We start from the raw sequence: 26,563 nt of genomic DNA, 5'->3' as shown, positions 1-26,563 counted from the left end.
CCCCAATAGGGATTGTGGTGGTGGCGCGTCAGCATGATCTGGAGACTTTCTGTTTATGCGAATAATTCTTCTGGGCGCACCGGGCGCCGGCAAGGGTACCCAGGCCCAATTCATCACAGAGAAATTCGGAATTCCCCAGATCTCTACTGGCGATATGCTGCGTGCAGCAGTCAAGGCTGGTACGCCGCTGGGATTGCAGGCGAAAGGTGTCATGGAGGCCGGGCAGCTGGTTTCTGACGACCTGATCATCGCTCTGGTAAAAGAGCGTATCGCTGAGCCAGACTGCGCCAACGGTTTCCTGTTTGACGGTTTCCCGCGCACCATCCCGCAAGCACAGGCCATGCTGGATGCCGATGTGGCAATTGACCATGTTCTGGAAATTGCCGTTGATGATGAAGAAATCGTCAAGCGCCTTTCCGGCCGTCGCGTACACGAAGGTTCCGGTCGGGTTTACCACCTGGTTTATAATCCGCCCAAAGCCGAAGGTGTAGATGATGTCACCGGTGAGCCGCTGGTACAGCGCACCGACGACAGCGAAGACACTGTCCGCAACCGCCTGTCGATCTACCACGAGCAGACTGAGCCCCTGGTAGGCTTCTATCGCGAGCTCGAGCAGCGCGCGCCGGAAAGTGCACCCAAATACAGCCGGGTAGAAGGTGTGGGTTCCATGGCGGATATTCGCGAAAAAGTGCTGGAAGCCCTGAGCTGATCTCGGGTCTCCATTGCTGATTGGCGTTCCCGTTTTTTTGCGGCGGAAGCGATCAATCAAACGGAAAGGCTCCTTCGGGAGCCTTTTCTGTGTCATCCCGCCAACTTTCCGGTGATTTTTGTCGGTCAGTCGGTAGCTCGATCCCGGTGGCATAGCCCTGTTCCACCCTGAATCTGGAGAATGCACAACGATGTCCCACGCAATTGTATTGATGAACCTGGGTACACCCTCGGAGCCGACCCCAGCAGGGGTGCGTGCATTCCTGCGGGAGTTTTTGTCCGATCCGCGAGTGGTGGAAATTCCTGCGCCGATTTGGCAGCTGATTCTGAACCTGTTTGTGTTGCCGGGCCGCCCCAAAAAGGTTGCACCCGCCTACGCGGAAATCTGGGGCCAGGGGCTGGATGGTGAACCTGTAACTGGATCCCCCATTGCGTATTACACCCGCCGCCAGGCGGAGGGATTGCAGAAGTGGTTGTCGGACGAACTTGGAGAGAAAGCCTCCGATCTGAAGGTCGCTTTTGCAATGACCTACGGTGACCCGGGGCTGGCTGAGACGGTAACAATCCTGCGCCAGCAAGGGGTTGAGTCCTTCACGGTATTGCCGCTTTACCCTCAGTATTCAGGGACGACCACTGGCGCGATTTACAGTCAGGTGGCGAAGATCATGCGAGATGAGCGCAATGTGCCGGATATCCGGGTGGTGCATGAATACTGGCGGCACCCGCAATACATTGCAGCGCTGGCCAACTCTGTGCGCGAGCACTGGCAGAAACATGGGGCGGCGGAAAAGCTCCTGATTTCTTTTCACGGAATCCCTAAGGCGAATACGCGCAAGGGCGACCCCTATTATGAGCAGTGTTGTGGAACGGCAGAACTGCTCGCGCAGGCGCTCGAGCTGCCGCGAGACAAATGGGAAATCACCTTTCAGTCCCGCTTCGGCAAGGCGGAGTGGTTGCAACCCTATACGGATAAAACCCTGATTGAGTGGGGGCAGAACGGCGTTGCCAGCGTGGATGTGATTTGCCCGGCATTTGCTTCTGACTGCCTGGAAACCCTTGAAGAAATAGCGGTTGAGAATCGCGCTAACTTTATTGATGCGGGCGGTTCTGAATACCGTTATATCCCCGCGTTGAACGCCAGGGATGACCATATTGCTGCACTCGCTGCTATTGTTTTGGGGCAGTTGCCGGCAGCTGTTGTTCAGAGTTAATTGCTTTTTGCTCCTCAAAAACTTCAGTTGCTTGTGAAAAATCAGTAACGAAAACCTTAAAAACCGATTTTTAGATAAAAATCGGTTTTTTTTATCCCTATTTTCTTGCAAACGCCTATTTTTTAATTAACTTTGATACAGCCGTGTCATTTTTAATGGCTGGGCTTTTCCCGATGCTTCTCTTTGACGGTTTGAATCTCGCATTTTGCATCGATCAATGAGTTTTTCTCTGATTGTCGCAATTTTACCGGTAGATCCGGCAGAGAGTGATCGGGGGTGAAAGTGAGGTAGTCGTGTGGCCAGGGAGAATGGCAGGTGTGCCTTACCTTTTCAGGCAGCGCCGGTCGCGACCGCAATAAGCCCGAGGCGCACGTTTCAGTGTTCAGAATCACTTCTTACATAGAAAAGAGGAGACAAGGGATGGCACGAGTAGCAAAGAAAAAGGCCACGGCGAAACGAGCGGTAAAAAAGGCGCCGAAACGCGCGCCCAAAGCGGCAGCAAAGAAGCCTGATGCGGCCAGTGGCACTTCTCCCATAGTGGCCAAGGCGCAAAAGGCGGTTGATAGCGCAGCAAAGTCGATGGACACCCAGCTGGATCGGGTCGGTAAGGCGCGGGCCCGGGTACAGAAATCGGCCACGCCAACTGCCAAGAAAGCGCTCGCCAGTGCGAATACAAAGCTGCGTGAGGAGCGAGCCAAGGTCGCCAAGGCCAAACTTGAATTGGCCAAGGCGAGTGCAATGGAGGCTGTGCGCGAGGCGGAAGAGGCGGCCAAGAAGAAGCTTGCCGATCTTGCCGATAATCTTTCGAGCAAGGCCGATAAAGAACTCAGTAAAGCGCTGAAAGCCTTTGAAAGTAAATGGAAAAAGGCGCGAGCCAAGGTTGATGCGAAAAAACTGAAGGCGGCGGAGAAGAAGGCTGGCGCCAAGGTCAAGGCCGCAGCCAAAAAAGCGGCAGCAAAGGCAAAGGCGATAGAGAAAAAGGCCGCGGCTAAAGCCAAGGCCGAAGCGAAAAAGGCCTCCAAGCAGGCGGCGAAGAAAAAAGCTGTCAAGAAATCGGCGGCCAAGAAGTCTCCAGGGCGCCCAAAGAAGGCCGCGGCTGATAAAGCTGCAACTACAGCGCCGAAGAAGTCTGCCCGTCGGGGACGTCCCCCCAAGTCGACAGCCAAGAAGGCCACGACCCCGAAACCTGCGGCCAAGAAAGCCGGAGCCAAGAAAGGGGCGGGCCGTCGCGGTCGTCCGCCCAAGCAGGCTTCCTGAGGAGAGAGGGCGCTCGTCCAGGCCCTTATTTGAGCGCAAACCCGGCATCCGCCGGGTTTTTGCGTTTTGGCACTCTGTGGTCTCGCTGTGGCCTGTAGTTGCGTTTGTCGTGAAGCGTGCCACAATTCGCACCACCAATCTTTCCTGTTACCCGCAGCTATGGGGCCTGTCTGTTGAAAATTCTTGCCATCGATACGACTTCCGGGGCCTGTTCCGCAGCCCTGTATGACCAGGGAGCAGTCTGCGAGCGGTTTTTCCGGGCCGAGCGGGATCACACCCGGCGACTGCTGCCGATGGTGGATGAAGTACTGGCCGAAGCCGGTATCGCGTTGAGCCAGGTCGATGCCCTCGCAGTCAGCCGTGGCCCGGGTTCATTTACCGGGTTGCGTATCGCCATCAGTTTTGCCCAGGGGCTGGCATTTGCCAGCGACAAGCCTGTAATACCGGTTTCCAGCCTGGCCGCGCTGGCTGCAGGTGCGGTGCGTGAACATGAACACTGGAAAAATGCGCCCGTGCTGGCGGCTCTGGATGCACGAATGCAGGAGGTTTACTGGGGCGTCTATCGATCTGACGTTCCCCACGACAGCCTGTTGCCCGAGGCGGTATCGAGCCCGGAAGCAGTTGTGGAACAGCTGCAGGCGGCTGGTCTGGTTGGTTCTGGTGCGCCGCTATACGCGGCTGGCCCCGGGTTGCATTATCCCGCCCTGGGTGCGCTGGAGAATGTGGAAACGGTGCTTGCCAGTGATATCCAGGCGCGCGATATCGCCGAGCTTGCTGCGGGCCTGTGGGCCCGGAATGAAGCGGTGTCGGCAGATCAGCTCGAGCCCATTTATCTGCGCAATGAAGTCACCTGGAAGAAGCGCGAAAGAATCCGCGCTCGCTGACGCGTCGACCGAGCCGTAGGGAGGCGTCGTTCGGTGCTACCGGAATCCGGCGACACACAATAAAAAGTAATGGAAACCGCTTTGTGGAAATTTTTCAGATCATTTTCCTGGCCCTCATTCAGGGCGTCACAGAGTTCTTACCCATCTCCAGCTCTGCCCACCTGATATTGCCAAGCCAGGTTCTGGGATGGCCGGATCAGGGGCTGGCATTTGATGTGGCCGTGCATTTCGGATCACTGGCTGCGGTGCTGATTTATTTTCGCAAAGATGTCTGGTCCCTCATCTGTGATGGCCTGGGTGGGTTCCGCAATGGGCAGTTCAGTGACGACGGGCGGTTGGCCTGGTTAATTGTGCTGGCCACCATCCCGGCTGGATTGGCAGGATTGATCTTCAAGGACTTTATCGAGCTGCATTTGCGGTCGGCGGCGGTCATTGCAACCACTACCATCTTGTTCGGCATTTTATTGTGGTGGGTGGATGTGCGGGGTAAGCGCAGCGAAGAACTGTCTGCGCTCAATTGGAAAAAGGCGCTGCTGATTGGCTGCGCTCAGGCTCTGGCGCTGATCCCTGGTACCTCCCGTTCAGGCATTACCATGACGGCGGGGCTGATGCTGGGAATGAAGCGCGAAGCGGCGGCCCGGTTTTCTTTTTTGATGTCGATCCCCGTCATTGCACTCAGCGCTCTGTTACTGACCATGGAGTTGTTTGATACGGAGTCGGTGCCTTGGGGCGATATCCTGATGGGCGCTGTGCTGTCAGGAATCAGTGCTTACCTCTGCATTCACTTTTTCCTGCAGTTTATCAGCCGCATCGGTATGGCGCCGTTTGCAATCTATCGCCTGCTGCTGGGCGCGGCGCTGATCTGGATGATCTGGTCTACCTGATTTTTTTGCTTGCAAGCCAAGAGAGGTTTTCGAATGGCAACGGTCGCATTTATTGGTCTTGGTGTAATGGGGTTTCCCATGGCTGGTTATCTGGCCAAAGCCGGGCATGATGTACGCATATTCAACCGGACTTCCGCCCGCGCCGCGGCGTGGCTGGAAAAGTACCAGGGCGAAGCCTGCGCGTCCCCGCGAGAAGCGGCAAAAGGGGCTGAAATCGTATTTGCCTGTGTCGGTAATGACGATGACCTGCGCCAGATTAGCATCGGGGAGCAGGGCGCTTTTGCGGGCATGAGCCCTGGCAGCCTGTTTGTCGATCACACCACCGCATCCGCCAACGTCGCACGCGAACTGGCGGCCACTGCGGCTGAGAGGGGGCTGGCGTTTCTCGACGCGCCGGTTTCCGGTGGGCAGGCCGGCGCTGAAAACGGTGCACTGACCGTCATGGTCGGCGGCGAACAGGCGGACTTCGATCTTGCGCGCCCTTTTATCGATTGCTATGCGCGGGCGGTAAACCTGCTGGGCCCGGTGGGCAGCGGACAGCTGTGTAAAATGGTCAACCAGATCTGCATCGCCGGAGTGGTTCAGGGATTGGCGGAAGGCCTGCACTTTGCCAAGGCCGCGGGGCTTGACGGTGAGCAGGTCATCGATGTTATTTCCAAGGGCGCTGCGCAAAGCTGGCAGATGGAAAACCGTTACCGCACCATGCTGGCGGGAGAGTTTGAGCATGGCTTTGCCGTCGACTGGATGCGCAAGGACCTGGGCATAGTGCTGGATGAAGCAAAAAACAACGGCGCGTTGCTGCCGGTTACCGCACTGGTGGATCAGTTCTACAGTGAAGTCCAGGCGCTCGGCGGCGGCCGCTGGGATACATCCAGCCTGTTTGCTCGCCTGACCAACGTGCGGGACTTTGAGCCGTCCAAGCAGTAAGCGCCCGCCGAGTTTGGCCTTACTATCCTCTCTCATCGAGTAAATTCCGTGAAAGTGCTTCTGCTTTCTGCCTACGACGCCGACAGCCACAAGCGCTGGCGGCGCGGCCTTGTGGCCGCCATTCCTGAGTGGCAATGGACTGTTCTGACCCTGCCGCCGCGCTATTTCAGCTGGCGGGTGCGCGGCAACAGCCTTACCTGGGCGCGCGGGGAGGCCCGGGATACCCTGCGGCAGCCATGGGATTTGCTGGTGGCTACCTCCATGACCGACCTCTCCGCACTGCGCGGGCTGGTACCAGAGCTGGCTCAGGTGCCGACGGTTGTCTATTTCCATGAGAACCAGTTCGACTACCCGCGCAGCGATACGGCGGTGGAGTCCATTGAGCCGCAGTTGCTGAACATCTATACCGCCCTCAGTGGCGACATGCTGCTGTTCAACTCTGAATACAATCGCACGACTTTGCTGGAAGGGGCGGAGGAGTTACTGCGACGTTTCCCGGATCATGTGCCCAAGGGTATCTGTCGGGAACTCGCGGATAAGTCCCACGTACTCCCGGTGCCGCTGGAAAGCTCGGTATTCCTGCCGGGCACCGGTAAAGCGGAGCGCCCCACATTTATCTGGAACCATCGCTGGGAGTACGACAAGGGGCCGGACATCCTGCTGGCGGCCCTGCGGCGATTTGGCCGTGAAGGCATACCGTTCACCATGCACATGGTAGGGCAGCAGTTCCGAAGGCAACCGGCAGAATTTGCGCACCTTAAAAAACTGCTGTCCAAGCAGGGCGCGCTTGGCGCCTGGGGATACCAGGAAAGCCTGGCTGAGTACCGCCAGCTTCTGGTGGAGAGCCATGGGGTGATTTCCACGGCGCGGCATGACTTCCAGGGGTTGGCGGTACTGGAAGCTGTGGCGGCCGGGTGTGAGCCGCTGGTGCCGGACAGCCTGGCCTATCCGGAATGGTTTGGGCGGGGCGGCTGGCGCTTTTCGGACGATATCGAGTCGTGTGCGGCGAATTTGAGCGCGGCGATGCTGCGCTGCGCCCGGCGAGTAGCCAGTGGCGCGCCCGCCAGGCTTCCGGATGTCGCGTCGCTGAGCTGGTCGCGCCTGGGTGATGAGTATCTCTCGCTGCTCGCTCGGTGTGCCGGCCGTTGAGCATACAACCGGCGGTCTGAAACGGGTATCATGCACCCCTGATTTTGACGCCGTGCCGCGCAGCCGAGGGTTTGTGCGGAAGAAGGCGAACAGGGCGAATGAAAAGTCGAATACGGGAATAGCAAGGATTTATGAGCAAGCAGCGTGTACTTACCGGCATCACTACGACGGGCACTCCCCACCTGGGCAATTATGTGGGCGCCATCCGCCCGGCGATTGCGGCCAGTCAGGAAGAAAACAATCAGTCGTTCTACTTCCTCGCGGATTACCACGCGCTGATCAAGTGCCATGATCCTGAGCTGGTGCACCAGTCTGCGCTGGAGATCGCCGCTACCTGGCTGGCCCTGGGGCTCAACACCGACAATGTGGTGTTTTACCGTCAGTCCGATATTCACGAAATCCCTGAACTGACCTGGCTGCTGACCTGCATGACCGCCAAAGGCCTGATGAACCGGGCCCATGCCTACAAGGCCGCGGTGGATGCGAACCGGGCGGACGGCGAAGACTCGGACTTCGGCGTTACCATGGGGCTCTATAGCTACCCGATCCTGATGGCTGCGGACATCCTGATGTTCAACGCCAACAAGGTGCCGGTAGGCAAGGACCAGGTTCAGCATATTGAAATGGCCCGGGATATTGCCCAGCGTTTCAATCACCATTACGGCGAGCATTTTGCGTTGCCGGAAGCGGTGGTGGACGAGAACGTTTCCGTTCTGCAGGGACTCGACGGCCGTAAAATGAGCAAGAGCTACGGCAATACCATTCCGCTGTTCCTGCCCGAGAAACAGCTGAAGAAACACATCAACAAGATCAAGACCAATCTGTTGGAGCCGGGTGAACCCAAAGACCCCGATTCGTCAACGGTATTCCAGATCTGGCAGGCATTCGCTACACCCGAGCAGACTGCGGAAATGCGCAAGGCGTTCGAGGACGGTATCGCCTGGGGTGAGGCCAAGAAGCAGCTGTTTGAACTGATCAACGGTCAGGTTGGTGAGGCTCGTGAGCGCTACAACGAATTGCTGGCCAATCCGGCGCAGATTGAAGTCGAGCTGGAAAAAGGGGCGGAGAAGGCTCGTGCCTATTCTGCGCCATTCCTGGCCGATCTGCGCGCTGCCGTAGGTATTCGTAAAATCGGTTAATCCGGTATTGGCCGGGCTTTGGGAGTAAGCGGGTGAAACTACCTTACCTGTATCTTGGGATTGCAATCGTGGCCGAAGTGGCGGCCACCAGCGCGCTCAAAGCCTCGGCCCAATTTACCAAGTTGTGGCCGTCAATCGTGGTCATAGTTGGTTACGGCATTGCGTTCTACATGCTCACCCTGGTGCTCGAGCATATCCCGGTTGGGGTGTCTTACGCGATCTGGTCCGGCCTTGGCATCGTGCTGGTGGCCATCGTCGGTGCCTTGGTATATCGGCAGGTGCCGGATCCGGCCGCAATGATCGGTATGGGATTGATTATTGCCGGCGTCGTAGTCATCAACGTGTTTTCCAAGACCGTTTCCACCTGATACCCCATTACAGTCAAGAGTCATCGATTGCCGCCGGCCCTTGCTTGTCTCCCCCAGCTGCGCGCTCACGCTGCACTTTCCAGCGCGGGGCCGGGCTGTCACCCTCCACCACCGGCCAGCCCTCTCTCTGGCGATTGCGGTCACCGTCGGTCTCTTCTGTCTGGTCGTGAAACAGGTGCACGCAGGTTTCATAGGGCATGTCGATATGCGCAGAGTCGAGCGCCTGCTTGACCGCCTTGATTACCCGGGCATGGATATGTGAGACATCGGTCTGGCGGCTGTGGGTCCACCAGCGCGCGCGGATGGTCACCCAGCTGGCGGCGAGATCCCACGGCAGTGCTTCCGGTTTTGGCTGCTTCAACACCCCGTCGATCTCAAGCAGGGCCCGCTGAATAACCTCGCAGGCTTTACCGATATCATCGCCATAGCCAATGCCGATGTCGTACTCGCTGCGGCGTTTCTCAAATGCGGTTTTGACCAGAACCGCGTTGGTGTAAATGTCGCTGTTGGGGATGACCGCCCGCTGGCCGTCATAGGTATCAATAAGCGTTGCGCGGGTTTCTATTCGGGCTACCGTGCCTTCAAAGCCACTGACTTCTATCTGGTCGCCGATCGCGAAGGGCTGGCGAATCAGAATCAGCAGGCCCGCGAGCCAGTTTTGCAAAATGTCCTTGAATGCAAAGCCTATGGCGACAGAGCTTACCCCAAGCCCGGCAATCAGATCGCCCGGCTTCAGGCTGGGCATAACGATAGTGGCCGCCAGTAATAACCCGACAAATACCACTGACCATTTGACGAGACTGCCGAGCACTTCCCCGAGATTGTCGCGGCTGCGTCGGGTGAGGTGACGCTGAACCAGTTTCCGGCACAGGGTGCCCAAGAGGTAGAAGACCAGCAATACCACCAGGGCCACGCAGAAGTTGGGTAAAAGGTGGATGGCGCCGTCGACCCAGCTGTCGACTTGCTCGAGGGCGGAATCCAGGTCGGCATCTACGGCCTGGCGCAGCAGGTGGGGATGGGGCATGGTCAGCCCGGATCGCTCAGGCGGATATCGAGTGAGAAGGCAGCGCGTTCACCATTTTCTGCTGCGTGGTCTTTGAGGAATATTTCAATTCGGTAGGTGCCGTCCCGCGGCAGGGTGCCCTTGAACCGGGAACTCTGGCCGCTGGCGCTATGCATCGCCCTTGGTGCTGCCGGAGCAGTGATACGGAAGGCGCTCGCGATGTTGTTACTGTGCAGGTCGAGTGCCAGTGACTGGCCGGTTTTTGCCTCGACCAAGTACTCGATGGTCTGGTAGCCGCGTATGGAAGCGGCCACCTGCGTCGCCTGCATACCGCCGGAAGAGCCCGTCCCAGAGAACAGTATGCGTTCACTGCGTTGCTCGTTTCTGGGGCCGGCAAGCGCGGCAACCAGTGTCAGCAAAAGCAGCGGTAATATAAACCAGATCGTTTTCGCCAAGAGAACTCCTGCAACAGGTGATAGCGGGCGCGTTCGCCGCAGCCCCAGTTCGAGCGCGGAAAAAGACTCTGGTTTCAGTGTAGACGATTATGGCGCCAGCGAAGTGGGCGAGACTGCCGGGGCTGGCGCCGCTGGCGTGCCGGCAGAACGGCCGGTATCGGGTAGCGGGTTTTCCCGCAGGAACTGGCCATGTTGCAGGTAGTGGATCACCTGTTTGATTACCTGGCGGTTCTTCATCATGAACACATGGGTAACAGGCATCTCAATATGATCGTTCATGCCCTCCAGCCTGGTGCTTGCAACGGACACCTTGCCATCGTCCGACTGCGGCAGCATCTGCGACAGGAACAGGTTGATACTGCGGGTGCCTGCGATGATGCCAAGATCGAAATCCGCGGGGCCCAACTGATTGGGCACGCTCAGTTTTCCAGTACCCAGTTGCAGCCCTGCATCGCCAAACATGAACTGGAAACCGGGGAAGCGCCCCAGTTTGTCGACCACTTCGCTCCCTTTATTGGGCGGCCCCAGCATGACCACGTGGCCCAGATTGTCGATCGCGACCCGGCTGAGGTACTGGCGGACGAGAATGCCTCCCATGGAGTGGGTAACAAAATGCACGCGGGAGAGATCTTCGCCGGTGGCCGCCGCTTGAGCCTGGCAGGTGTCGAGGGCCGGCGCAATCGCGGGGCCCGCGAGTTGTTCTATGGAGAATTCCGTGGAGGGATAGTTTACGTTAACCGTATTGAAGCCCGCGTCCGCAATGGATGACTCGAGCTTTTTCATCGACGTATCTGATTTGGCCAGCCCATGTAGCAGGATCACGCACTCTGATGCCAGCGCGGTGGTCGGCAGGGCAAATCCGACGGTGGCCAGAAACAAACGCAGTGATCGGAATAGGGGGGTCATGGACTAGGTTCCTTGTCTTTTATTTTGAATTCAATGTTTGCACCAGGCGCTCGGGCTCTCCCGGCGAAACGACCACCGTTGAGACTCCGCGGCGAATCACTACCGTGCGGGATGCGTCTGTGACGAACGCGCGGTAGCGGCCAAGGGGTTTGTTGCGGAACAGCCCGATATATCCAAACAGGCCACCATTGCCGAAAAGCCGGATTGAGCCAGCCATCGCATCCGGTATGAATTCGGCAGACTGGATGTCCTTCAGCGGAATACTGCTGTGCCAACCCGGACGCAGAATCAGCAATCGATCCTGTTCTACTCGATAGCCCCGAATCGCGAATAGCGCCGCAGTGAACAACACAATGAGCGGTAACAGGATACCAATGCGATACATCAGCGGCGGGTTTTCCTGGGCATTCAGTTGCATGGTGATGGAAACACCGATCAGGAAAAGGCAGGTGATGCCGGTCAGCCATTTCAGTTGGCGACTCCAGGGGGCAGAGAACTCAAGCGGCATAGAGTGATCCGTAGATTATTTACGTAAATGCTGGCCAGTCAGTGGCTTGCGGCCGAGTATTGCGAAATTCCCCCGGCACCGCAAACCATTACCACTGGCGGCGCGACAGCAGGTGCTTTGAAACATCCTTCGCGGCATGCGCAATAATATCTTCCGGTGGGATACCCTGGCTGATCTGCCGCGCGCCATCGGTTATCACGAGGGCTGAGGCGGTCGCCATCGCGAGGCGCTTGCCCTTGTTATTGGTGATTTCGCACGACGCGACTTTCAATCGCCGGCCGCGATGACGTACCCGCGCAATCAGGGTGATATCGCCGTCATTCAACGCGGCGGGTCGGGTGTAGCGGATATGAATGTCCATAGTGGCGAAAATGTCGCCCGCTGGCAGTGTGGAATATACCGATGCGCCCATTGTGAAATCGGCGGCCCAGGCGAGAAGACCGCCATAAATGGCGATATTTCCGTTTGAAAACCAGGGGGACGACGGAATGGTTGCACGGCAATAGCCATCTTCCACTTCCCGCGGCCGATAGCCGGTAAAGTGCCACACCGGGTGTGTTCTACCTTCCTCAATCGTGGCTCTCTGGCACTCAATGGGAACCTGATCCCCGAAATGTTTCAGTTGTGCCAGATTGAACTCCGGTGGCGCTCGCAGAAACGGATCCGGCGAGTTTTCCGGCCCCAGATCCGGTGGCTCGAAGGGCTGATCCGGATCGACGGGGAAATCACTGATGATGCAGCGGGAGCTGCCAAATGCCAGTGTCCGGCCGTGTTGATCCATGATGTCGACGGATGACAGTCCGACCTGGCTGCCGGAGTGTACAATTTTTGCCCGTCCCACCATGTTTTGCGTGTCCCTGCTCATTGGGCGCACGTAGTACAGGTTGAGCTCGGACGTAGAGAGGATCTTGCCCGCTGGCAAGGTGGTCCAGATCGCGGCCGCGAGTGGGGAATCGGCAAACAGCGCGTAGAGCCCACCCCAGTAGATGCCGGTTGAATCTTCCAGCCATGGCGTTACTGGCATGGCGAAGGTCGCCCGCCCAAGGCCGGATTCCGTTGGTTGCATCCCGGTAAGCCGCCAAATCGGCGGGCCCGGCAGCTGTCCGTAAGTGAACTTTCTGAAGGTCTCGAGGCCGGGGGTTTGCAGCGCCCGCAGATCGCCAATTGCACCGCGATGAGGCTCATCCGTAACGTCGCGAAATTTGCCCATAGCGTTTTACCTCCGCGCCTGCCGGGATACTAATGTCGGTGCCCGGCGGTTGCCAGATTACCCTTCATTTTGGCTCCCGGGCGCGGCTGCAGATTGCTATACTCCGCGCGCCTCAAGCTGTACCACGAAATTGGAGAGATTCATGTCAGATTCACTGTGCGATATTGGTTTTATTGGCGCGGGAGTCATGGGGAAAAACCTCATTCTCAACCTGGCGGACAACGGTTACCGCGTTTGCGCCTTTGACCTTGACCACAGTCGTCTCGAGGCGCTGCTTGAGCAGGACGCGCTGGAACGGGGCGATCAGCCCCCGCGCGTAGAAGTGTGCAATTCCTATACAGAATTGCTCTCGCGGGTTAAGGCGCCACACCTGGTGATCCTGTCTGTTCCTGCCGGTGCGCCGGTAGACGACGTGTGCAACAAACTGTTGGACGCCGGGTTGCAGGCTGACGATATCGTGATCGATACCGGCAACAGCTTATGGACTGATTCCGTAGAGCGCTGCAAGCGCTACGAGGGCAAATTGATTTTCTTCACCACGGCCGTTTCCGGTGGTGAAGTCGGCGCGCGCTTCGGGCCGTCACTGATGCCGAGCGGCGACCGCTACGCCTGGGCGCGTATCGAACCGGTGTGGCATGCCATTGCCGCTAAAGTGGATCCGGCGAGCGGCCAGCCTATCGAGCGTTTCGAGCCGGGCAACCCGGTCACAGAGGGAGAACCCTGCGCGGCCTACATTGGCCCCATCGGTTCTGGCCATTTTGTGAAAATGGTGCATAACGGCATTGAATACGCCGACATGCAGATGATCTGTGAAGCCTATGATGTGATGCGCAGTGCGCTGGAAATGAACCCGAAAGAAATTGCGGATGTATTTCGCGAGTGGAACAAGGGCGTGCTGAACAGCTATCTGATCGATATCAGCGCCGAGGTTCTGTCCACCGACGATTCCGAGACCGGGCAGCCGCTGGTGGATGTGATCCTGGACCGGGCCGGGCAGAAGGGTACCGGTCTGTGGACCGCGGTAAGCAGTCTCGAGGTAGGCTGCCCGGCCCCGAGCATTGCCGAAGCGGTGTTCGCCCGGTCGCTCTCGACCCGCAAGGTTCTGCGCACCCGCGCAGCGAAGAAACTGGAAGGGCCTGCGGTGCAGCCGGTACCGGAGGACCAGCGCGAGGCGGTAATTGCGCAACTGCACGATGCGCTCTACTGCGCCAAAATCTGTGTGTACGCGCAGGGCTTTGACCTGATGAAGCTGGCCGCACGGGAGCAGGGCTGGGAGCTGAATTTCGCTGAAATCGCGCGCATCTGGCGTGCCGGCTGCATTATCCGCGCGGTTTTCCTGCAATCCATCAGTGATGCCTACGAGCGTGATACCAAGCTTTCCAACCTGCTGCTGGATGATTTCTTCATCGAGCAGATTGCCAGCCACCAGGGCAACTGGCGCCGTGCGGTGGCGGACGCGACCCTCGGTGGTATCCCGGTGCCGGCGTTGTCTTCAGCTCTGAGCTACTACGATGCGTTCCGTCGCGAATCACTGCCGGCGAACCTGCTGCAGGCGCAGCGTGATTTCTTTGGTGCACACACCTTCTCCCGGGTCGATCGACCCGAGCAGCAGAAGTTTCATGTGCGCTGGAGCGAACCGGGACGTCCGGTGACAAAAATCTGATTGAATTGGTAGTGCGTTACTTACAAAAACGGCCGCAATTATGCGGCCGTTTTTTTGTGCCTGCTTGCAAGCTCAGCCTCCATTTGTCCCTGGTCAGCGAGCCAACTTCCGGGAACTAAGGCCGATCGTCGCCGCGCGGGATCAGAATACCTCTTCGACCTCGGCCGCCAACTGGTCGGCTTCGGCGCGGGACGCGCGGGCCACGATTTCTTCGACACTGGCGGTATCCGTGTTAAGGCCGCCAAACGCTGTGAGCAGATCCTTCAGCAGCGCGGAAATTTCCAGGGTCATTACGGAAAATTCGATATCGAAGCGCTGCGCTGCGTTGTCGGCATCGACGTTGTCGGCTTTCTCGGTGACCGCATCGCTGAACTTGAGGCGTTTGATTGCCAACTGGTCGTCGACCATCAGTTCCACGCCGTCCCGCCAGATGAGTCCGAGCTTGTGCACCTGCATACCGGCCACCAGGTGATTGTGAATTTCCTCTGCGCACAGATCCTGGTTCTTGCAGCGGATCACACTGCCGGATTCCTGCGGGTCGCGCAGTTCGCACTCTTGCCCAAACTCGAAGTTGGCCGGTGCTTCCGGGGCGGTCAGCCAGTGGGTCATGGACTGCTGGGGGATATTTTTGGCCGTGAGCGGTATTACGGACAGGCTGCTGATCGCCTCGCGCAAGTTTTCCAGCAGCTCCTCCGCGCCCTTGGCGGACGACGCGTTGACGACTATCCAGCCATCTTTGGGATCGATATAGGCAAACTGCAGGCGCGAACGTGCGAAGGCCTTGGGGCGCATTTCCAGCAGCACTTCGTCTTTGAGGTTCTGGCGCTCCTTGCGGCCGACACTGCGCGCCTCTTTATCGGCGATGGCCTGGGCCATCTCTTCAACGCGCTCGTTGATGACGGCGGCCGGAATGACCTTTTCCTGCTTCTTGGCGCACACCATCAGGTAGCCATTGGCTGCGTGCACCAGCTCGCTGCCGTGGCGGCCCAGTGGTGGCACCCAGCCATAGCGGGACATATCCTGGCTGCCGCAGGGCGTAAACGCGGCTGGCTCCAAAAGTTCGTTCAGTTTTTCAGCAGACAGGCTGAATTCGCGAGTGAGGCGGTATACGCGCAGGTTCTTAAACCACATACATCGGGCCGTTGGTCTGGTTACTTAAAGCAGCCGGATATTATGCGGATTCGGAAGGGAGGGGGCCAGTAAAAAACAGGCCCTTTCCATTTTGGGTGGTTGTTTTTGTATTGCTCGAGGTTTGATCAGGTAACGGTTGGTACGCTGACCCTAGATCCACTTTCTAGAGAGGAATGTTTCCCTGTGACTGTTGTGTATATAGGGTATATGGCAAAGCGATAGAATCGGTCGCCGCCGATAGCAAACTGTCAAGTAAAGTAAGCCCGAGTAGGTCATCGAAATAAATGGAGCTGCCGTTCGAATTCAGCTTGCACATATTGTAGGCAATGCCACTGTAAACCCGCGGCATGGTTTCACAGCTGCTATTGCGTTTTTTCAGGCGGGTTGCGATCTCTTCGTCGGAACTGCTCAATGTGGTAAAAGTGCCGCATCCACTCATGAAAACGGCCAGTGTAAGAACGAACACCGATTTTATCGTATGGCGCATTTTATTTCCTCTCGGTTGTTGAGCTGGCTATATAAGTGCTTGGATGTTTCTTGCGGGAAAAAAGACTGGTTATCCCATGCGGGTAACTAAAAAGGTATTTTGGGCGATGGATATTAAGCTCCTCCTCCGAACCATATCCCCAGAGCACGCCGGCGCTGTCCATACCATTTCTGTGTGCAGCAGTGATATCAAAATGGCGATCACCAATCATTAGAGTTCTCGAACTGATGCGCTCTTCCACTAATAATTTTTTCAATTGTTGCCACTTCGCGATGCCAACATCTCCGCCACTAACAAACTCGAAGTAGTGTTGGAGATCGAATCGTTCAATAATTTTGCAGGCAAAATCTGCCCGTTTTGAGGTGCAGACGGCCAGACGGATGTCGTTACTTCGGCTCAGGGTTTCCAGCATCTCAGCAATTCCAGGGTAGAGCGCATTTTCCGTATAGCCGATTTCGCCATATCGTTCGCGATAACTGGAGAGCATTGAGTTAACTAGGGATGCACTCCCGCTGCCAATCAGGTGGGCAACGGTTTGCTCCAGTGGCGGGCCGATATGGGGTGTGAGGGCACCGGATTCCCGTGGAGCGAAATCGTGGGCCACCAGTGCGTAGTTCATGGAGTTTACAAACCCCTCTGCGGGGTCGCTCAGGGTTCCGTCGAGGTCAAATAACAGCCATTCATAATTGGGCATCGGATTGCTCCGCGGTAGAAGTTGTCACGCAAAGTTCGGCAAATTGCCCTCTGGTCAGGGAAACCAGATCGCCGGGTGCCAGTTCGATCTCAAGTCCCCTGCGCCCGGCGCTGACAAAGATGGTTTCCAGTGCTTTTGCAGAATTGTGGAGATAGGTGGGCAGGCGTTTTTTCTGGCCCAGTGGGCTCACGCCACCGAGGACGTAGCCGGATGAGCGCATGACATCGTCTTTATCCGCCATGGCCGCCTTCTTGGCGCCGGCGGCTTTGGCAATCAGTTTCATATTGAGCTGCAACCCCACCGGTAACACCGCCACAGCAAGCGATTTCCCGTCCAGTGTCACGACCAGGGTTTTGAATACCCTGTGAGGTTCCAGGCCCAGTTTTTCTGCTGCCTCCAAACCATAGGATTCGGCTGTAGCATCGTGGCTGTACTCGTGGATGGTGTATTTGATTTTCGCCTTCTCGGCGAAGTTGATTGCCGGAGTCATGATGCATTCCTTGCAGGCGTTTGAGGTTGGAAAATAATATCGGGCTTTTCAAATAATTTGGCGAGTCGGCTTATTGTCCCAATGGTGCAGACATCGTACTGCGGTTGTTCCATGTGTTTTGAAACATTGTTGGCACTGTTTCCCGCAGATAGTCCCAGAAAACCCCTGTACCCTCAACCGCTGTATATCCCGGTTGCGCGCCTCATGTTTGATTTTGCAAATTGAAGTTGCGCGGGAAATACGCCTATATTGGCCGGAGATGCGCTAGCTGTTGCCGCGCAACTGTGTAGGACTACACCTCAGGAAAACGCCATGCGAATGCTCCTAGTGCCCATTCTATTTTCCTTGCCTTTTGCCGGGCCGAGTGTTTATGCAGCTGATCCACTGCCTCAGTGGCAGGAATCCCAGTTGGAGAGAAAAGTATCGCTGCGCGGCAGTGCCGTTGGTAAATCATCGTTTTGGGTGACGGGTACGGAAAATGCGGTGTTCAGAAGCATCGATGGCGGCGACACATGGCAGGATGTGTCAGTTACCGGGCAACCGGTGACCGATTTTCGGGATATTGAAGTGTTCGATGACCATACGGCGATTGTCATGGGGGTAGGCACCGGTTCGGAATCACGTCTCTACCTCACCGAGGATGGCGGTGGGCACTGGGAGCTTTTATACAGCAACCCCGATTCCACGGGCTTTTTTGACTCTATTGCGTTCTGGAGTCGCAATGATGGACTGTTACTGGGGGATCCAGTTGACGGTTATTACGTGGTAATGCGGACCCGCGATGGCGGCCGCAGCTGGAAGCGTGTGGATCGGGATCACCTGCCGTCACTATCCGAAAATGAGGCCGCGTTTGCTGCCAGTGGCAATACGCTGATTGCCGGAGCAGCGGGCGAAGCCTGGTTCACCACCGGTGGCTTTGCCGCTTCCGTGTACTCAACAAGCGATTTTGGGCAGAGCTGGGAACGTATTCCGGTACCGATCCATAGCGAAACTGCGACTTCCGGTGGCTACGCGCTCGGGCGAAACCGGCAGGGGCAGGTCTTTGTCATGGGCGGGGATTTCCAGAATCGCCCGGGCAAATATCCGAATGTGGCAGCTTTCGGTGACCAGGGGTGGCAATCCCTGGACACCGGCCAACGCGGATTGCGCACGGCCATGGCATGCGCTGAACGCCTGTGTGTGATTTCCGGAAAAACGGGAAGTGATGTGTCTTTCGATCACGGCACAACCTGGCGAGCGATGCCCGGAAACGGTTACTACACGTTGGCTGTTGGCAAAACGGTGGGGGGGAAGGAGGTCATACTTGCCGCCGGGCACGATGGCCGGGTGGCAACGCTGTCTGTAAAGAAATCCGGGGGCTAAATAAACAGGCCCTGCCGGATGGCAGGGCCTGGCGTAGCGGCGTGTACCGCTGGCCGTTTCTTTTGCCCTTTAGTTGGCCGCAGGAATCGCTGCGACAACTTTCAGGAAGTATTCCCAGAAGTTGCCCACGCTCTCAATGTGTACTCGCTCTTCCGGCGAATGCGCGCGGCGGATAGTAGGCCCGAAAGAGACCATGTCCCAGTTGGGATAGGGCTTGGCCAGCAGGCCGCACTCGAGTCCCGCGTGAATCACCTTGACCTCCGGCTCCTTGCCTTCCATTTCCTTGTAAACGTCCTTCATCAGTGCCAGCAGGGGAGACTGCATATTAGGCGTCCAGCCCGGGTAGGCATTGTCGAGGGAGGCATCGGCACCGGCGAGTTTGAACGCGGCGGCAACATTGAGGCCGTGCTGATCGCGGGCGCTGTCGGAAAGGCTGCGCACCAGACACTGGAAACGTACCCGACTCTCCCCATCTACGGTTTCGGTAACCACCCGCGCCAGGTTATTGGAAGTATCGGCGATACCTTCCAGGGCTGTGCTCATGCGCTCTACGCCGTTGGGGCAGCAGCGGATCAGCTGGATCAGTTTCTGCTGGCTGGCAACATCCATAACGCTGCCGGGCAGTTCGGTGGGTTCCAGCGCAATATCGAGCCGCTCCTCGTTATTGAGTTCGGCTTTGATGGTCGCGGACGCCTGTTGCACGATCTCGGCCAGGCGCTCGCTCTGGTCGGCTGCGACGGTGATCACGCTGAATGACTCGCGCGGGATGGCATTGCGCAGGCTGCCGCCATCGAGGGTGGCGATGCGCACGCTTTCGAGTTCGCCCTGTGCTGCATCGATAATGCGGTTGGCGATCTTGTTGGCGTTGCCACGTCCCTTGTCGATATCCAGCCCTGAGTGACCGCCGCGCAGACCGCGCACGCTGAGCTTGAAGGCCTGGTGGCCGGAGGGGACCGCTTCAGCGGTGTATGCCAGCGCGGCATTTACGTCCACGCCACCGGCACAGCCCACATACAGTTCACCCTCGTCTTCGGTGTCCAGGTTCAGTAGCAGATCCGCTTCAAAGTATCCCGGTTGCAGGTTTTTCGCTCCGGTCATACCCGCTTCTTCGTCGATGGTCAGCAGGGCTTCCAGTGCCGGGTGGGGGATGTCGGTGGATTCGAGCAAAGCCAGAATTGCGGCCACACCGATACCATTGTCGGCACCCAGTGTGGTGCCTTCCGCGGTTACCCACTCACCGTCGATGTAGGGTTTGATGGAGTCGGTCAGAAAGTCGTGGTCGGTGTCGGCATTTTTCTGCGGCACCATGTCCACGTGGCTTTGCATGGCGAGCTTCTTGCGGTTTTCCATGCCCGGGGTCGCCGGTTTCTTGATGATGACGTTGCCGATTTCGTCCAGCTGCACATCGAGCCCGCGATTCTTGGCAAAGTCGACGATATACGCCACGACCTTGTCTTCATGCTTGGAGGGGCGGGGGATCTCGCACAGTTTGGCGAAATGTTTCCACAGCGGAACGGGATTCAGTTCAGCGATATTCGACATGGGATTTCCTTATAACAGGGCCGCGGGTTCCGGGGCCGGTGGTGTCCGCCGGGGCTTTTGGCCCCGGGGCTGGAAAGTTTAGTTCGATGCGTGGGCTTATCGGTATTGCTCGGCCGCTGCCGGTGCGGTTTCCTCGGCGCCGGCCTGTACCAGTTCCAGCGCGATGCGTCGTTTTTCGGTATCGACCGCAGCCAGCTTGACCTCAACAGTTTGATCCAGCTGGAAGCGTTCCTCGCCACGGGTAATGGTGAGGCGTTTGCCATCGAACTCGAACGGGTTTTTCTTGCCGTTGAAGCGCACGAAGCCATTGATGCCGTTGTCATCCATGCGCACACCGATGCCAGCACCGTTCACCAGGGTGATGGTGCCGCTAAACACCTGACCGACCTGGCCTTCCAGGTACTGGCAGCACAGCCACTGTTGCAGGGCGCGATCCGCCTGGCGGCCGGTGGTTACGCGCTGTTGCAGGGCGTCGGCATTGTCCAGTTGGGGCAGGGCGGCGCCTGCCAGGGCCGCTCGCAATACGCGGTGGTTGTGCAGGTCATTGAATTTGCGGATGGGCGACGTCACGGTTGCGTAATGCGCAAGGCCAAGCCCCAGGTGCGGCGCGGCATTGTGGCTGAGTTCGCCCGGGCGCAGCATGCGCTTAAGAACCGAGAGTACATTTTGCATCTCTGGCTCGCTGTGGGATTCCAGGGTTTTTACCAGCTTTAGGTAGTTGTCGAGCTGGTGCAGATCCTGCTCGGCATACTCTGGCAGCGTCTCCTGCAGCAGCGCGCGTATTTCGGCCATGCGCTCGTCGCGGAAGCCGAGATGAATGGAGAAACACCCGGCGCCGAGCTCGGCGAGCTTGTTGCCTGCGCAGATATTGGTTGCCAGCATGGCTTCTTCCACCATGCGCTGGGCGGCATTGCGCTCCTGCTTGTCGATACGCTCGACCTTGCGCTGCTCGTTCAGGATCAGCTCGTAGTCCGGACGATCCTCCATTATCAGGGAGTGGCCAGCGCGGTAGGCAGCGCGGGCCTTGCTCAGGTCATCCAGCAGGCGCAGGCTCTCGTGCTGGCCTTCCGGCACCGCAGTGCTGTCACCATCAACATAGCGCGCAACCTGTTCGTAGCTGAGCTTGTGCTGGGAACGGATGGCTGCAAACTCGTATTCAAAACCGTTCAGCGCGCCGTCGTCGCCAACCTCGATATGCATCACCAGTGCGGGACGCAATTCGCCCGCCAGCAGGGAAAAGCCGTTTTCGCACAGGTTATTGGGCAGCATTGGCAGGGTTTCGCCGGTCAGGTAAACACTGTTGGCGCGAGTGCGTGCTTCCTTGTCCAGGGCGCTGTCAGGCTCGATCACACTGGAGGGATCGGCGACTGCGATGTGCAGCTTCCAGCCGCTGTCGGTTTTGGTCACCGCCAGTGCATCGTCCATATCCCTGGTGGTTTCCGCATCGATCGTCACGAAGCCGAGATCCGAAAGATCCTTGCGCTCCGCGCAGACGCTCTCCAGTTGCGCTGGGAGGTTAGCGGCCTGTTCGATTGCCGCCTGGCTGAACCGGGCGGGGAGGCGGTATTGGGCCACGGTGAAGGCATGCTCGATGCCCGCCATGTCCGGTTTGCCAATCACGCCTTCGACCTTGGCCTGGGCCTTGCCATCCTTGAACGGGTGGCGAGCGATGGTGCAGGCGATGAACTCGCCGGGCTGGGCTTTGCCGCGGGCTTTTGGGGGCAGGAAAATCCAGCGCGACAGGCCGTGCTCGCGCGGCTGGACAAAGTGGCCCTGTCCTCGCTGAATGTATTCGCCCACCAGGTACTTGAGGTCGGATTCCACCAGTGCGTCCAGCTCGGCGGAGAGCTTACCCTGCTCCTCTTCCGTCAGGCTGACACGAACCCGGTCACCAGGGAACACCCGATCCATTTCCGCCGGCGCCAGAAAGGCTTCACGTCCGTCGTCCAGCACCACAAATCCGAATTTGCCGTTACTGCCGCGCACCCGCCCTTCGGCGAATTCCTTGGTGGAGCGGATGTCGGTTTTCAGCTGTGTGAGCTGTTTGAGGGCGTCGGCATTGAGCATGAATAAATCTCTGTGGGTCTGTTTGGGCGCGGATTCTACCAGACCGACATTAACTGGCCATATTTAGGTTGGTTCGTACCCGGGCTATTTCCGGGAAGAAAACGGCGATAGGTGACTGCTTGGTGGGATGTGTTCAATTATGATATTTCATCCTAAAATTAATTAAAATGTGGGATGGGAATGGCACTGGGTGGTCTGTTTGCGCAAAGATCGCAATGTCTTTATTGGGGCAGTGGATATATTCTTAGGGGCCTAGAATAAATCGCGGTCGCGGGCAAAACCGACAAAATTGGTGGAAGCTGACGCAACTGCAAAACCGGCCTCCGAAGAGGAACGTTTATGAGTGTTTTTTCCCATCCTGCCTACGATAATCACGAAGAAGTGGCTTTCTATCATGACGCCAAAAGCGGCCTGAAAGCGATTATCGCCGTACACAACACCAACCTGGGCCCGTCACTGGGCGGCTGCCGCATGTGGCCTTACGCCGATGACAGCGAAGCCCTGAATGACGTATTGCGCCTGTCCCGCGGTATGACCTACAAGTCGGCCATGGCCGGGCTGAAGCTGGGCGGTGGCAAGTCCGTGATTATCGGCGATCCGCGCAAGGAGAAGACACCGGAACTGCTGCGCGCCATGGGTGACTTCCTGAACACCCTTGGCGGCCGTTACATCACGGCGGAAGACTCTGGCACCAGCGTGGCGGACATGAAAATTATCGGCGAACGCACCGAGTTTGTTTCCGGCGTGACTGCGGGTCAGGAACACGGTGGCGACCCGTCCCCGTCAACGGCGTACGGCGTGTTCGTCGGCCTCAAGGCGGCGGTAGCGCATCGCTGGGGCCGTACTGACCTGAATGGTCTCAAGGTATCTATCCAGGGTGTTGGCAATGTGGGTTTCCGTCTTGCCAAACTGTTAAAGGATGCCGGTGCCGAGCTGTTTGTCACAGATATTTTCCAGGACAACATCGACCGTGCCGTCAATGAACTCGGAGCCACTGCGGTGACCGCCGACGAAATTTTTGACCTGGATGTCGACCTGTTTGCCCCCTGTGCCCTGGGCGCAATCCTCAACGACAACACGATTGAGCGCTTGAAGGTTGGTGCCATTGCCGGCGCCGCCAACAATCAGCTGGCTGAAGAGCGTCACGCCGCTGCGCTGCGCGAAAAAGGCATTCTTTACGCGCCGGACTACGTCATCAACGCTGGCGGTATTATTGATGTCTACTATCAACAGCTTGGTGACTACAATCCCGAGCAGGTAAAAGCTCATATCGAATCCATTGGCACCACCATGCAGGAAGTTTTCCAGCGTGCCGATGAAACTGGCGAAACCACGGCACATGTGGCCGACCGTATTGCCGAGGAGCGCTTCGGGCACAAAGACACACTCAATGGCGCCGATTCTGCTGCGGCGTAAATTATTTCAAATCCCCGCGACGACGTTATCGTCTCTCTGTGAGGTATTTTTCGGGCGCTACGGCGCCCGTTTTTTTTGCCTAAACTAAATGCGCTCACGGCGGGAGGGCGTGCTCTTTGGCGGCTGCTGTACCCTGTAATTCCCGGCCGATATCGCCTTTAACGACATAAATCGGGATCACGAACCATGCAGATGTGCAGCGCTCCCTGCCGGCTGGCAGCAATGGCCTTATTTCTTTTCGTTGCGCTTGCCGGGTGCCAGCGGGAAGCTTCGCCGCAGGACGAGCCCGAAACCCATCGCGCATTGACCGTGGATAAGAAGGCGGCCGCCAGCAGCAAAGCGGCTGCCCGCGGCAGTGGCGCGGATGTCGAAGTGCCAAAAATCGATATTCCCTTTCACAAGGAAGTACTGGAAAACGGGCTCACCGTGATCGTGCATGAGGATCACAAGGCACCGGTGGTCGCGATCAATATCTGGTACAAGGTCGGTTCAAAGGATGAGAGTCCGGGCAAAACCGGCTTTGCCCACCTGTTCGAACATCTGATGTTCAATGGCTCGGAAAACGCACCGGGTGAATACTTCGAGCCGTTTCAGCGCTCGGGTGCCACGGACATGAACGGCACCACCAACAACGACCGAACCAATTACTTTGAAACCGTGCCGGTTGGTGCGCTGGATATGGCGCTGTGGATGGAGTCTGACCGGATGGGCCATTTCAAGGGCGCCATCAGCCAGGAAAAGCTCGATGAGCAGCGCGGTGTGGTCAAAAATGAAAAACGCCAGGGGGAAAATGCACCCTACGGCCGGGCGTTCGATGTCATTGCCAAGAGCACCTTTCCCTCTGATCACCCGTACTCCTGGACCACCATAGGTTCGATGGAGGATCTGGATAACGCAAGCCTGGATGATGTTAAACAGTGGTTCACCGATTATTACCAACCAGCCAATGCAATGCTCGTTATTGCCGGTGATATCACGGTGGAAAATGCCATGGCCAAGGCGCGCCAGTATTTCGGAGACATCCCCAGTACATCGGTGCCTGCCCAACTTAAAAGCTGGGAATTGCCTGCGCAGGTGAACAAGCGCGAGTTGATGACGGATCAGGTGCCCCAGACTCGCATATACAAGGTCTGGAATGTGCCCGCTATCGGCAGCTATGAGGAGAACGCGCTGGATTTGCTCACCTCGCTGCTGGCGAATCGCAAGAACTCCCTGCTGTATCGCCGCCTGGTAAGGGATGAGCAGGTAGCTACCAGCGTCAGTGCGTTCTATTACGGTCGCCAGTTGGCCGGCCAGCTGCTCATCATGGTGGATGTCAAACCGGGGCAGTCTGTGGATGCGGTGGAAAAGCTGCTCAATGATGAGCTGGCCGAGTTTGCCAAGAACGGGGTTCGGGTAGAAGAGCTAAAACGTATCAAGCAGAGTGAATTTGCCGGACTTGTGAAAGGGCTGGAGAAAATCGGAGGTTTTGGTGGCAAAACCGATATCCTGGCCCGCTCCGAGTTTTATTACGACGATCCCGGGGCGCTGTTGGATAGCCTGAAGGATTACGCCGCGGTGACGGCCGAGGAAGTTCAGAACACCGCACACAAGTGGCTGCGGCCCGAACACTACACACTCATTATTGAACCCAAAGACAAATACGGCGTGACTGGTGAAGATGTGGATCGCACCAAGTTGCCCGCCGTCGATAAGACGGTAGAGCTCGAGCTGCCCGAGCAGCAGGCGTTCACGCTGGATAATGGTCTCAAGGTCGTTTTGGCGGAGCGCCACGATACCCCGGTGGTGTTGATGAACCTGCAGTACCGCAGCGGCGCCTCGGCAGATGGTGACAAACCCGGGTTGGCTTCGGTCGTTGCGCGGATGTTGAGTGAGGGTGCCGGCAGTTTCGACAGCCTGGATTTCAGCGCGCGGCAAGAGGAGCTGGGAGCGAGCGTTGGTGCCAGCAGTGGCCTGGACTACAACTCGTTGAGCTTTAGTGCCCTGAAAACCCAGTTGAAACCGTCACTTGAGCTGTTTCGTGATGTTATCTCGAGCCCGCGTTTTCCCGAGGAGGATCTTGCACGGGTGAAGTCCAACTGGCTGGATGCTATCGCCCAGGAAGAGGCGCAGCCCCAGGGGCTGGCTATGCGCGAATTGCCGCCGCTGCTGTTCGGGAAAGATCACCCCTACGGCGCACCGTTGACCGGATCGGGCACGGTGGAGGCGGTCAAGGCGATTACCCGCGACGACCTGGTGAAGTTCCACCAAACCTGGCTGCGCCCGGACAACGCGCAATTGACCGTCGTTGGGGATGTCAGCAAAGACGAGATTTACCGCCTGCTGAACGAGACACTTGGCAATTGGGAGGCACCCAGGGAGCCGGTGCGGGCACTGGAATTGCCGGAGGTGGCCCGCCCTGAGAAGGCTCGGATATTCCTGCTGGATCGGCCGGGAGCCCAACAGAGTTACATTATGGCGGGCCTGGTGATCCCACCGTGGAAACCGGAAGGGGCCGAAGCTTTCGATGCAATGGCATCGGTTATTGCCGGCAAGTTTACCTCCCGTATCAATATGAATCTGCGCGAGGACAAGCACTGGTCCTACGGCGCCCGCGCTGTCTCGCTCGATACGGAAGCCCAGCGCCCGTATATCGTATTTGCGCCCGTGCAAACCGACAAAACGGCTCCTGCCATGCGCGAATTGCTGAAAGAGTATCGGGAGTTTTTATCCAGCCGCCCGGTCAAGGACAGCGAACTGTCTGACTATATAGATGATGAAGTGCTGAAGCAGAGCGCACGATTCCAGACCAAGGGCCAGCTGCTGTCGAGCATTGCCTGGCAGGTAGAGAAAGGCCTGCCCCCGGAATACATTGCGGAATACCCGCAGCGGGTAGGTGCCCTGAGCAAGGATCAGGTCGAGGCTGCGGCCAGGCAGTACCTCTTCCCGGATCAGTTCACCTGGGTCGTGGTTGGCGACCTCAGCAAGATTCAGAAAGAAATCGAAGCACTGAATATCGGCCCGGTTGAGGTGCTGCCGGGTAAGCAGTGATCCGGCAGGGGGATACCTGGTAGAGGTATCGCTCCGGGCTTGTTACATAAGGTGCGCTGTAAAGCTGCGCCC

The 26,563-nt window shown here is 57.7% G+C and carries 24 protein-coding genes; 13 read left to right on the top strand and 11 right to left on the bottom strand.

From position 1 onward, the window contains the following. The first annotated feature begins 55 nt into the window (after positions 1 to 55). From adk to ACNKU7_RS05010, 9 genes are all read left to right on the top strand, one after another. On the top strand, positions 56 to 709 hold the full coding sequence (gene adk / locus ACNKU7_RS05050; RefSeq protein WP_418295875.1) for an adenylate kinase: 654 nt from the start codon (positions 56 to 58) through the stop codon (positions 707 to 709). Between the two features lie 190 nt (positions 710 to 899). Then, the gene (hemH, locus tag ACNKU7_RS05045; RefSeq protein ID WP_418295874.1) at positions 900 to 1,919 is read left to right on the top strand and encodes a ferrochelatase; all 1,020 of its coding nucleotides are present in this window, start codon (positions 900 to 902) and stop codon (positions 1,917 to 1,919) included. A 315-nt stretch (positions 1,920 to 2,234) separates the two neighbouring features. Beyond that, positions 2,235 to 3,176, top strand: a complete 942-nt coding sequence (locus tag ACNKU7_RS05040; RefSeq protein ID WP_418295873.1) for a hypothetical protein — start codon at positions 2,235 to 2,237, stop codon at positions 3,174 to 3,176. 173 nt (positions 3,177 to 3,349) lie between these two features. Then, positions 3,350 to 4,060 carry a tRNA (adenosine(37)-N6)-threonylcarbamoyltransferase complex dimerization subunit type 1 TsaB gene (tsaB, locus tag ACNKU7_RS05035; RefSeq protein WP_418295872.1) on the top strand — a complete coding sequence of 237 codons (711 nt, stop codon included), beginning with the start codon at positions 3,350 to 3,352 and terminating at the stop codon, positions 4,058 to 4,060. Between the two features lie 83 nt (positions 4,061 to 4,143). Continuing rightward, the gene (locus ACNKU7_RS05030) at positions 4,144 to 4,944 is read left to right on the top strand and encodes an undecaprenyl-diphosphate phosphatase (RefSeq protein ID WP_418295871.1); all 801 of its coding nucleotides are present in this window, start codon (positions 4,144 to 4,146) and stop codon (positions 4,942 to 4,944) included. Positions 4,945 to 4,977: 33 nt separating this feature from the next. After that, positions 4,978 to 5,871: an NAD(P)-dependent oxidoreductase gene (locus ACNKU7_RS05025; RefSeq protein WP_418295870.1), complete on the top strand. Its 894-nt coding sequence runs from the start codon at positions 4,978 to 4,980 to the stop codon at positions 5,869 to 5,871. Between the two features lie 48 nt (positions 5,872 to 5,919). After that, on the top strand, positions 5,920 to 7,020 hold the full coding sequence (locus ACNKU7_RS05020) for a tRNA-queuosine alpha-mannosyltransferase domain-containing protein (protein WP_418295869.1): 1,101 nt from the start codon (positions 5,920 to 5,922) through the stop codon (positions 7,018 to 7,020). A 131-nt stretch (positions 7,021 to 7,151) separates the two neighbouring features. Continuing rightward, entirely contained in the window at positions 7,152 to 8,159 is a 1,008-nt protein-coding gene (locus ACNKU7_RS05015) for a tryptophan--tRNA ligase (protein WP_418295868.1), read from the top strand. A 32-nt stretch (positions 8,160 to 8,191) separates the two neighbouring features. After that, on the top strand, positions 8,192 to 8,527 hold the full coding sequence (locus tag ACNKU7_RS05010) for a DMT family transporter (protein ID WP_418295867.1): 336 nt from the start codon (positions 8,192 to 8,194) through the stop codon (positions 8,525 to 8,527). Between the two features lie 13 nt (positions 8,528 to 8,540). Here the strand turns inward: ACNKU7_RS05010 and ACNKU7_RS05005 are convergent, their stop codons facing one another. The 5 genes from ACNKU7_RS05005 to ACNKU7_RS04985 all read right to left on the bottom strand — a co-directional run bounded on the left by ACNKU7_RS05005 (position 8,541) and on the right by ACNKU7_RS04985 (position 12,609). Continuing rightward, entirely contained in the window at positions 8,541 to 9,551 is a 1,011-nt protein-coding gene (locus tag ACNKU7_RS05005) for a mechanosensitive ion channel family protein (protein WP_418295866.1), read from the bottom strand. 2 nt (positions 9,552 to 9,553) lie between these two features. After that, positions 9,554 to 9,985, bottom strand: a complete 432-nt coding sequence (locus ACNKU7_RS05000) for a hypothetical protein (RefSeq protein WP_418295865.1) — start codon at positions 9,983 to 9,985, stop codon at positions 9,554 to 9,556. A gap of 87 nt (positions 9,986 to 10,072) precedes the next feature. Next, positions 10,073 to 10,891 (bottom strand): esterase/lipase family protein, encoded by an 819-nt coding sequence (locus ACNKU7_RS04995; protein ID WP_418295864.1) that lies wholly within the window; start codon positions 10,889 to 10,891, stop codon positions 10,073 to 10,075. 19 nt (positions 10,892 to 10,910) lie between these two features. Beyond that, a complete protein-coding gene (locus ACNKU7_RS04990) occupies positions 10,911 to 11,399 on the bottom strand; it encodes a PH domain-containing protein (RefSeq protein WP_418295863.1) in 489 nt (162 codons plus the stop codon). Positions 11,400 to 11,487: 88 nt separating this feature from the next. Next, a complete protein-coding gene (locus tag ACNKU7_RS04985) occupies positions 11,488 to 12,609 on the bottom strand; it encodes a hotdog fold thioesterase (protein ID WP_418295862.1) in 1,122 nt (373 codons plus the stop codon). Positions 12,610 to 12,751: 142 nt separating this feature from the next. On the opposite strand from ACNKU7_RS04985, the gene gndA reads away from it, so the two are divergent. Further along, complete coding sequence (gndA, locus tag ACNKU7_RS04980; protein WP_418295861.1) at positions 12,752 to 14,272, top strand: NADP-dependent phosphogluconate dehydrogenase; 1,521 nt, start codon at positions 12,752 to 12,754, stop codon at positions 14,270 to 14,272. Between the two features lie 141 nt (positions 14,273 to 14,413). Here the strand turns inward: gndA and rdgC are convergent, their stop codons facing one another. The 4 genes from rdgC to ybaK all read right to left on the bottom strand — a co-directional run bounded on the left by rdgC (position 14,414) and on the right by ybaK (position 17,074). Beyond that, positions 14,414 to 15,403, bottom strand: a complete 990-nt coding sequence (gene rdgC, locus ACNKU7_RS04975) for a recombination-associated protein RdgC (protein WP_418295860.1) — start codon at positions 15,401 to 15,403, stop codon at positions 14,414 to 14,416. Between the two features lie 163 nt (positions 15,404 to 15,566). Then, positions 15,567 to 15,752 carry a YceK/YidQ family lipoprotein gene (locus ACNKU7_RS04970; RefSeq protein WP_418296133.1) on the bottom strand — a complete coding sequence of 62 codons (186 nt, stop codon included), beginning with the start codon at positions 15,750 to 15,752 and terminating at the stop codon, positions 15,567 to 15,569. Positions 15,753 to 15,891: 139 nt separating this feature from the next. Further along, the gene (locus ACNKU7_RS04965) at positions 15,892 to 16,584 is read right to left on the bottom strand and encodes an HAD family hydrolase (RefSeq protein WP_418295859.1); all 693 of its coding nucleotides are present in this window, start codon (positions 16,582 to 16,584) and stop codon (positions 15,892 to 15,894) included. Next, positions 16,571 to 17,074 carry a Cys-tRNA(Pro) deacylase gene (gene ybaK, locus ACNKU7_RS04960; RefSeq protein ID WP_418295858.1) on the bottom strand — a complete coding sequence of 168 codons (504 nt, stop codon included), beginning with the start codon at positions 17,072 to 17,074 and terminating at the stop codon, positions 16,571 to 16,573. The genes ACNKU7_RS04965 and ybaK overlap by 14 nt, the downstream gene beginning before the upstream one ends. 408 nt (positions 17,075 to 17,482) lie before the next feature. Between ybaK and ACNKU7_RS04955 the strand changes: the two genes are divergently transcribed. Continuing rightward, positions 17,483 to 18,436 (top strand): WD40/YVTN/BNR-like repeat-containing protein, encoded by a 954-nt coding sequence (locus ACNKU7_RS04955; protein ID WP_418295857.1) that lies wholly within the window; start codon positions 17,483 to 17,485, stop codon positions 18,434 to 18,436. A 69-nt stretch (positions 18,437 to 18,505) separates the two neighbouring features. On the opposite strand, the gene ACNKU7_RS04950 is transcribed toward ACNKU7_RS04955, so the two are convergent. Next, complete coding sequence (locus tag ACNKU7_RS04950; protein WP_418295856.1) at positions 18,506 to 19,978, bottom strand: aminoacyl-histidine dipeptidase; 1,473 nt, start codon at positions 19,976 to 19,978, stop codon at positions 18,506 to 18,508. A gap of 96 nt (positions 19,979 to 20,074) precedes the next feature. Next, entirely contained in the window at positions 20,075 to 22,045 is a 1,971-nt protein-coding gene (locus tag ACNKU7_RS04945; RefSeq protein ID WP_418295855.1) for a VacB/RNase II family 3'-5' exoribonuclease, read from the bottom strand. Positions 22,046 to 22,384: 339 nt separating this feature from the next. Here ACNKU7_RS04945 and ACNKU7_RS04940 point away from each other — a divergent pair, with 339 nt between their 5' ends. Both ACNKU7_RS04940 and ACNKU7_RS04935 read left to right on the top strand, forming a co-directional pair. Further along, entirely contained in the window at positions 22,385 to 23,461 is a 1,077-nt protein-coding gene (locus tag ACNKU7_RS04940) for a Glu/Leu/Phe/Val dehydrogenase dimerization domain-containing protein (protein ID WP_418295854.1), read from the top strand. Between the two features lie 222 nt (positions 23,462 to 23,683). Beyond that, complete coding sequence (locus tag ACNKU7_RS04935; protein WP_418295853.1) at positions 23,684 to 26,491, top strand: M16 family metallopeptidase; 2,808 nt, start codon at positions 23,684 to 23,686, stop codon at positions 26,489 to 26,491. Positions 26,492 to 26,563 lie beyond the last annotated feature (72 nt).

This window comes from Microbulbifer weihaiensis, from assembly GCF_048323715.1.
Classification (GTDB): Bacteria; Pseudomonadota; Gammaproteobacteria; order Pseudomonadales; family Cellvibrionaceae; genus Microbulbifer.
The sequence above is the reverse complement of the archived record's forward strand: the minus strand, read 5'-3'. Positions and strand labels throughout refer to the sequence as shown.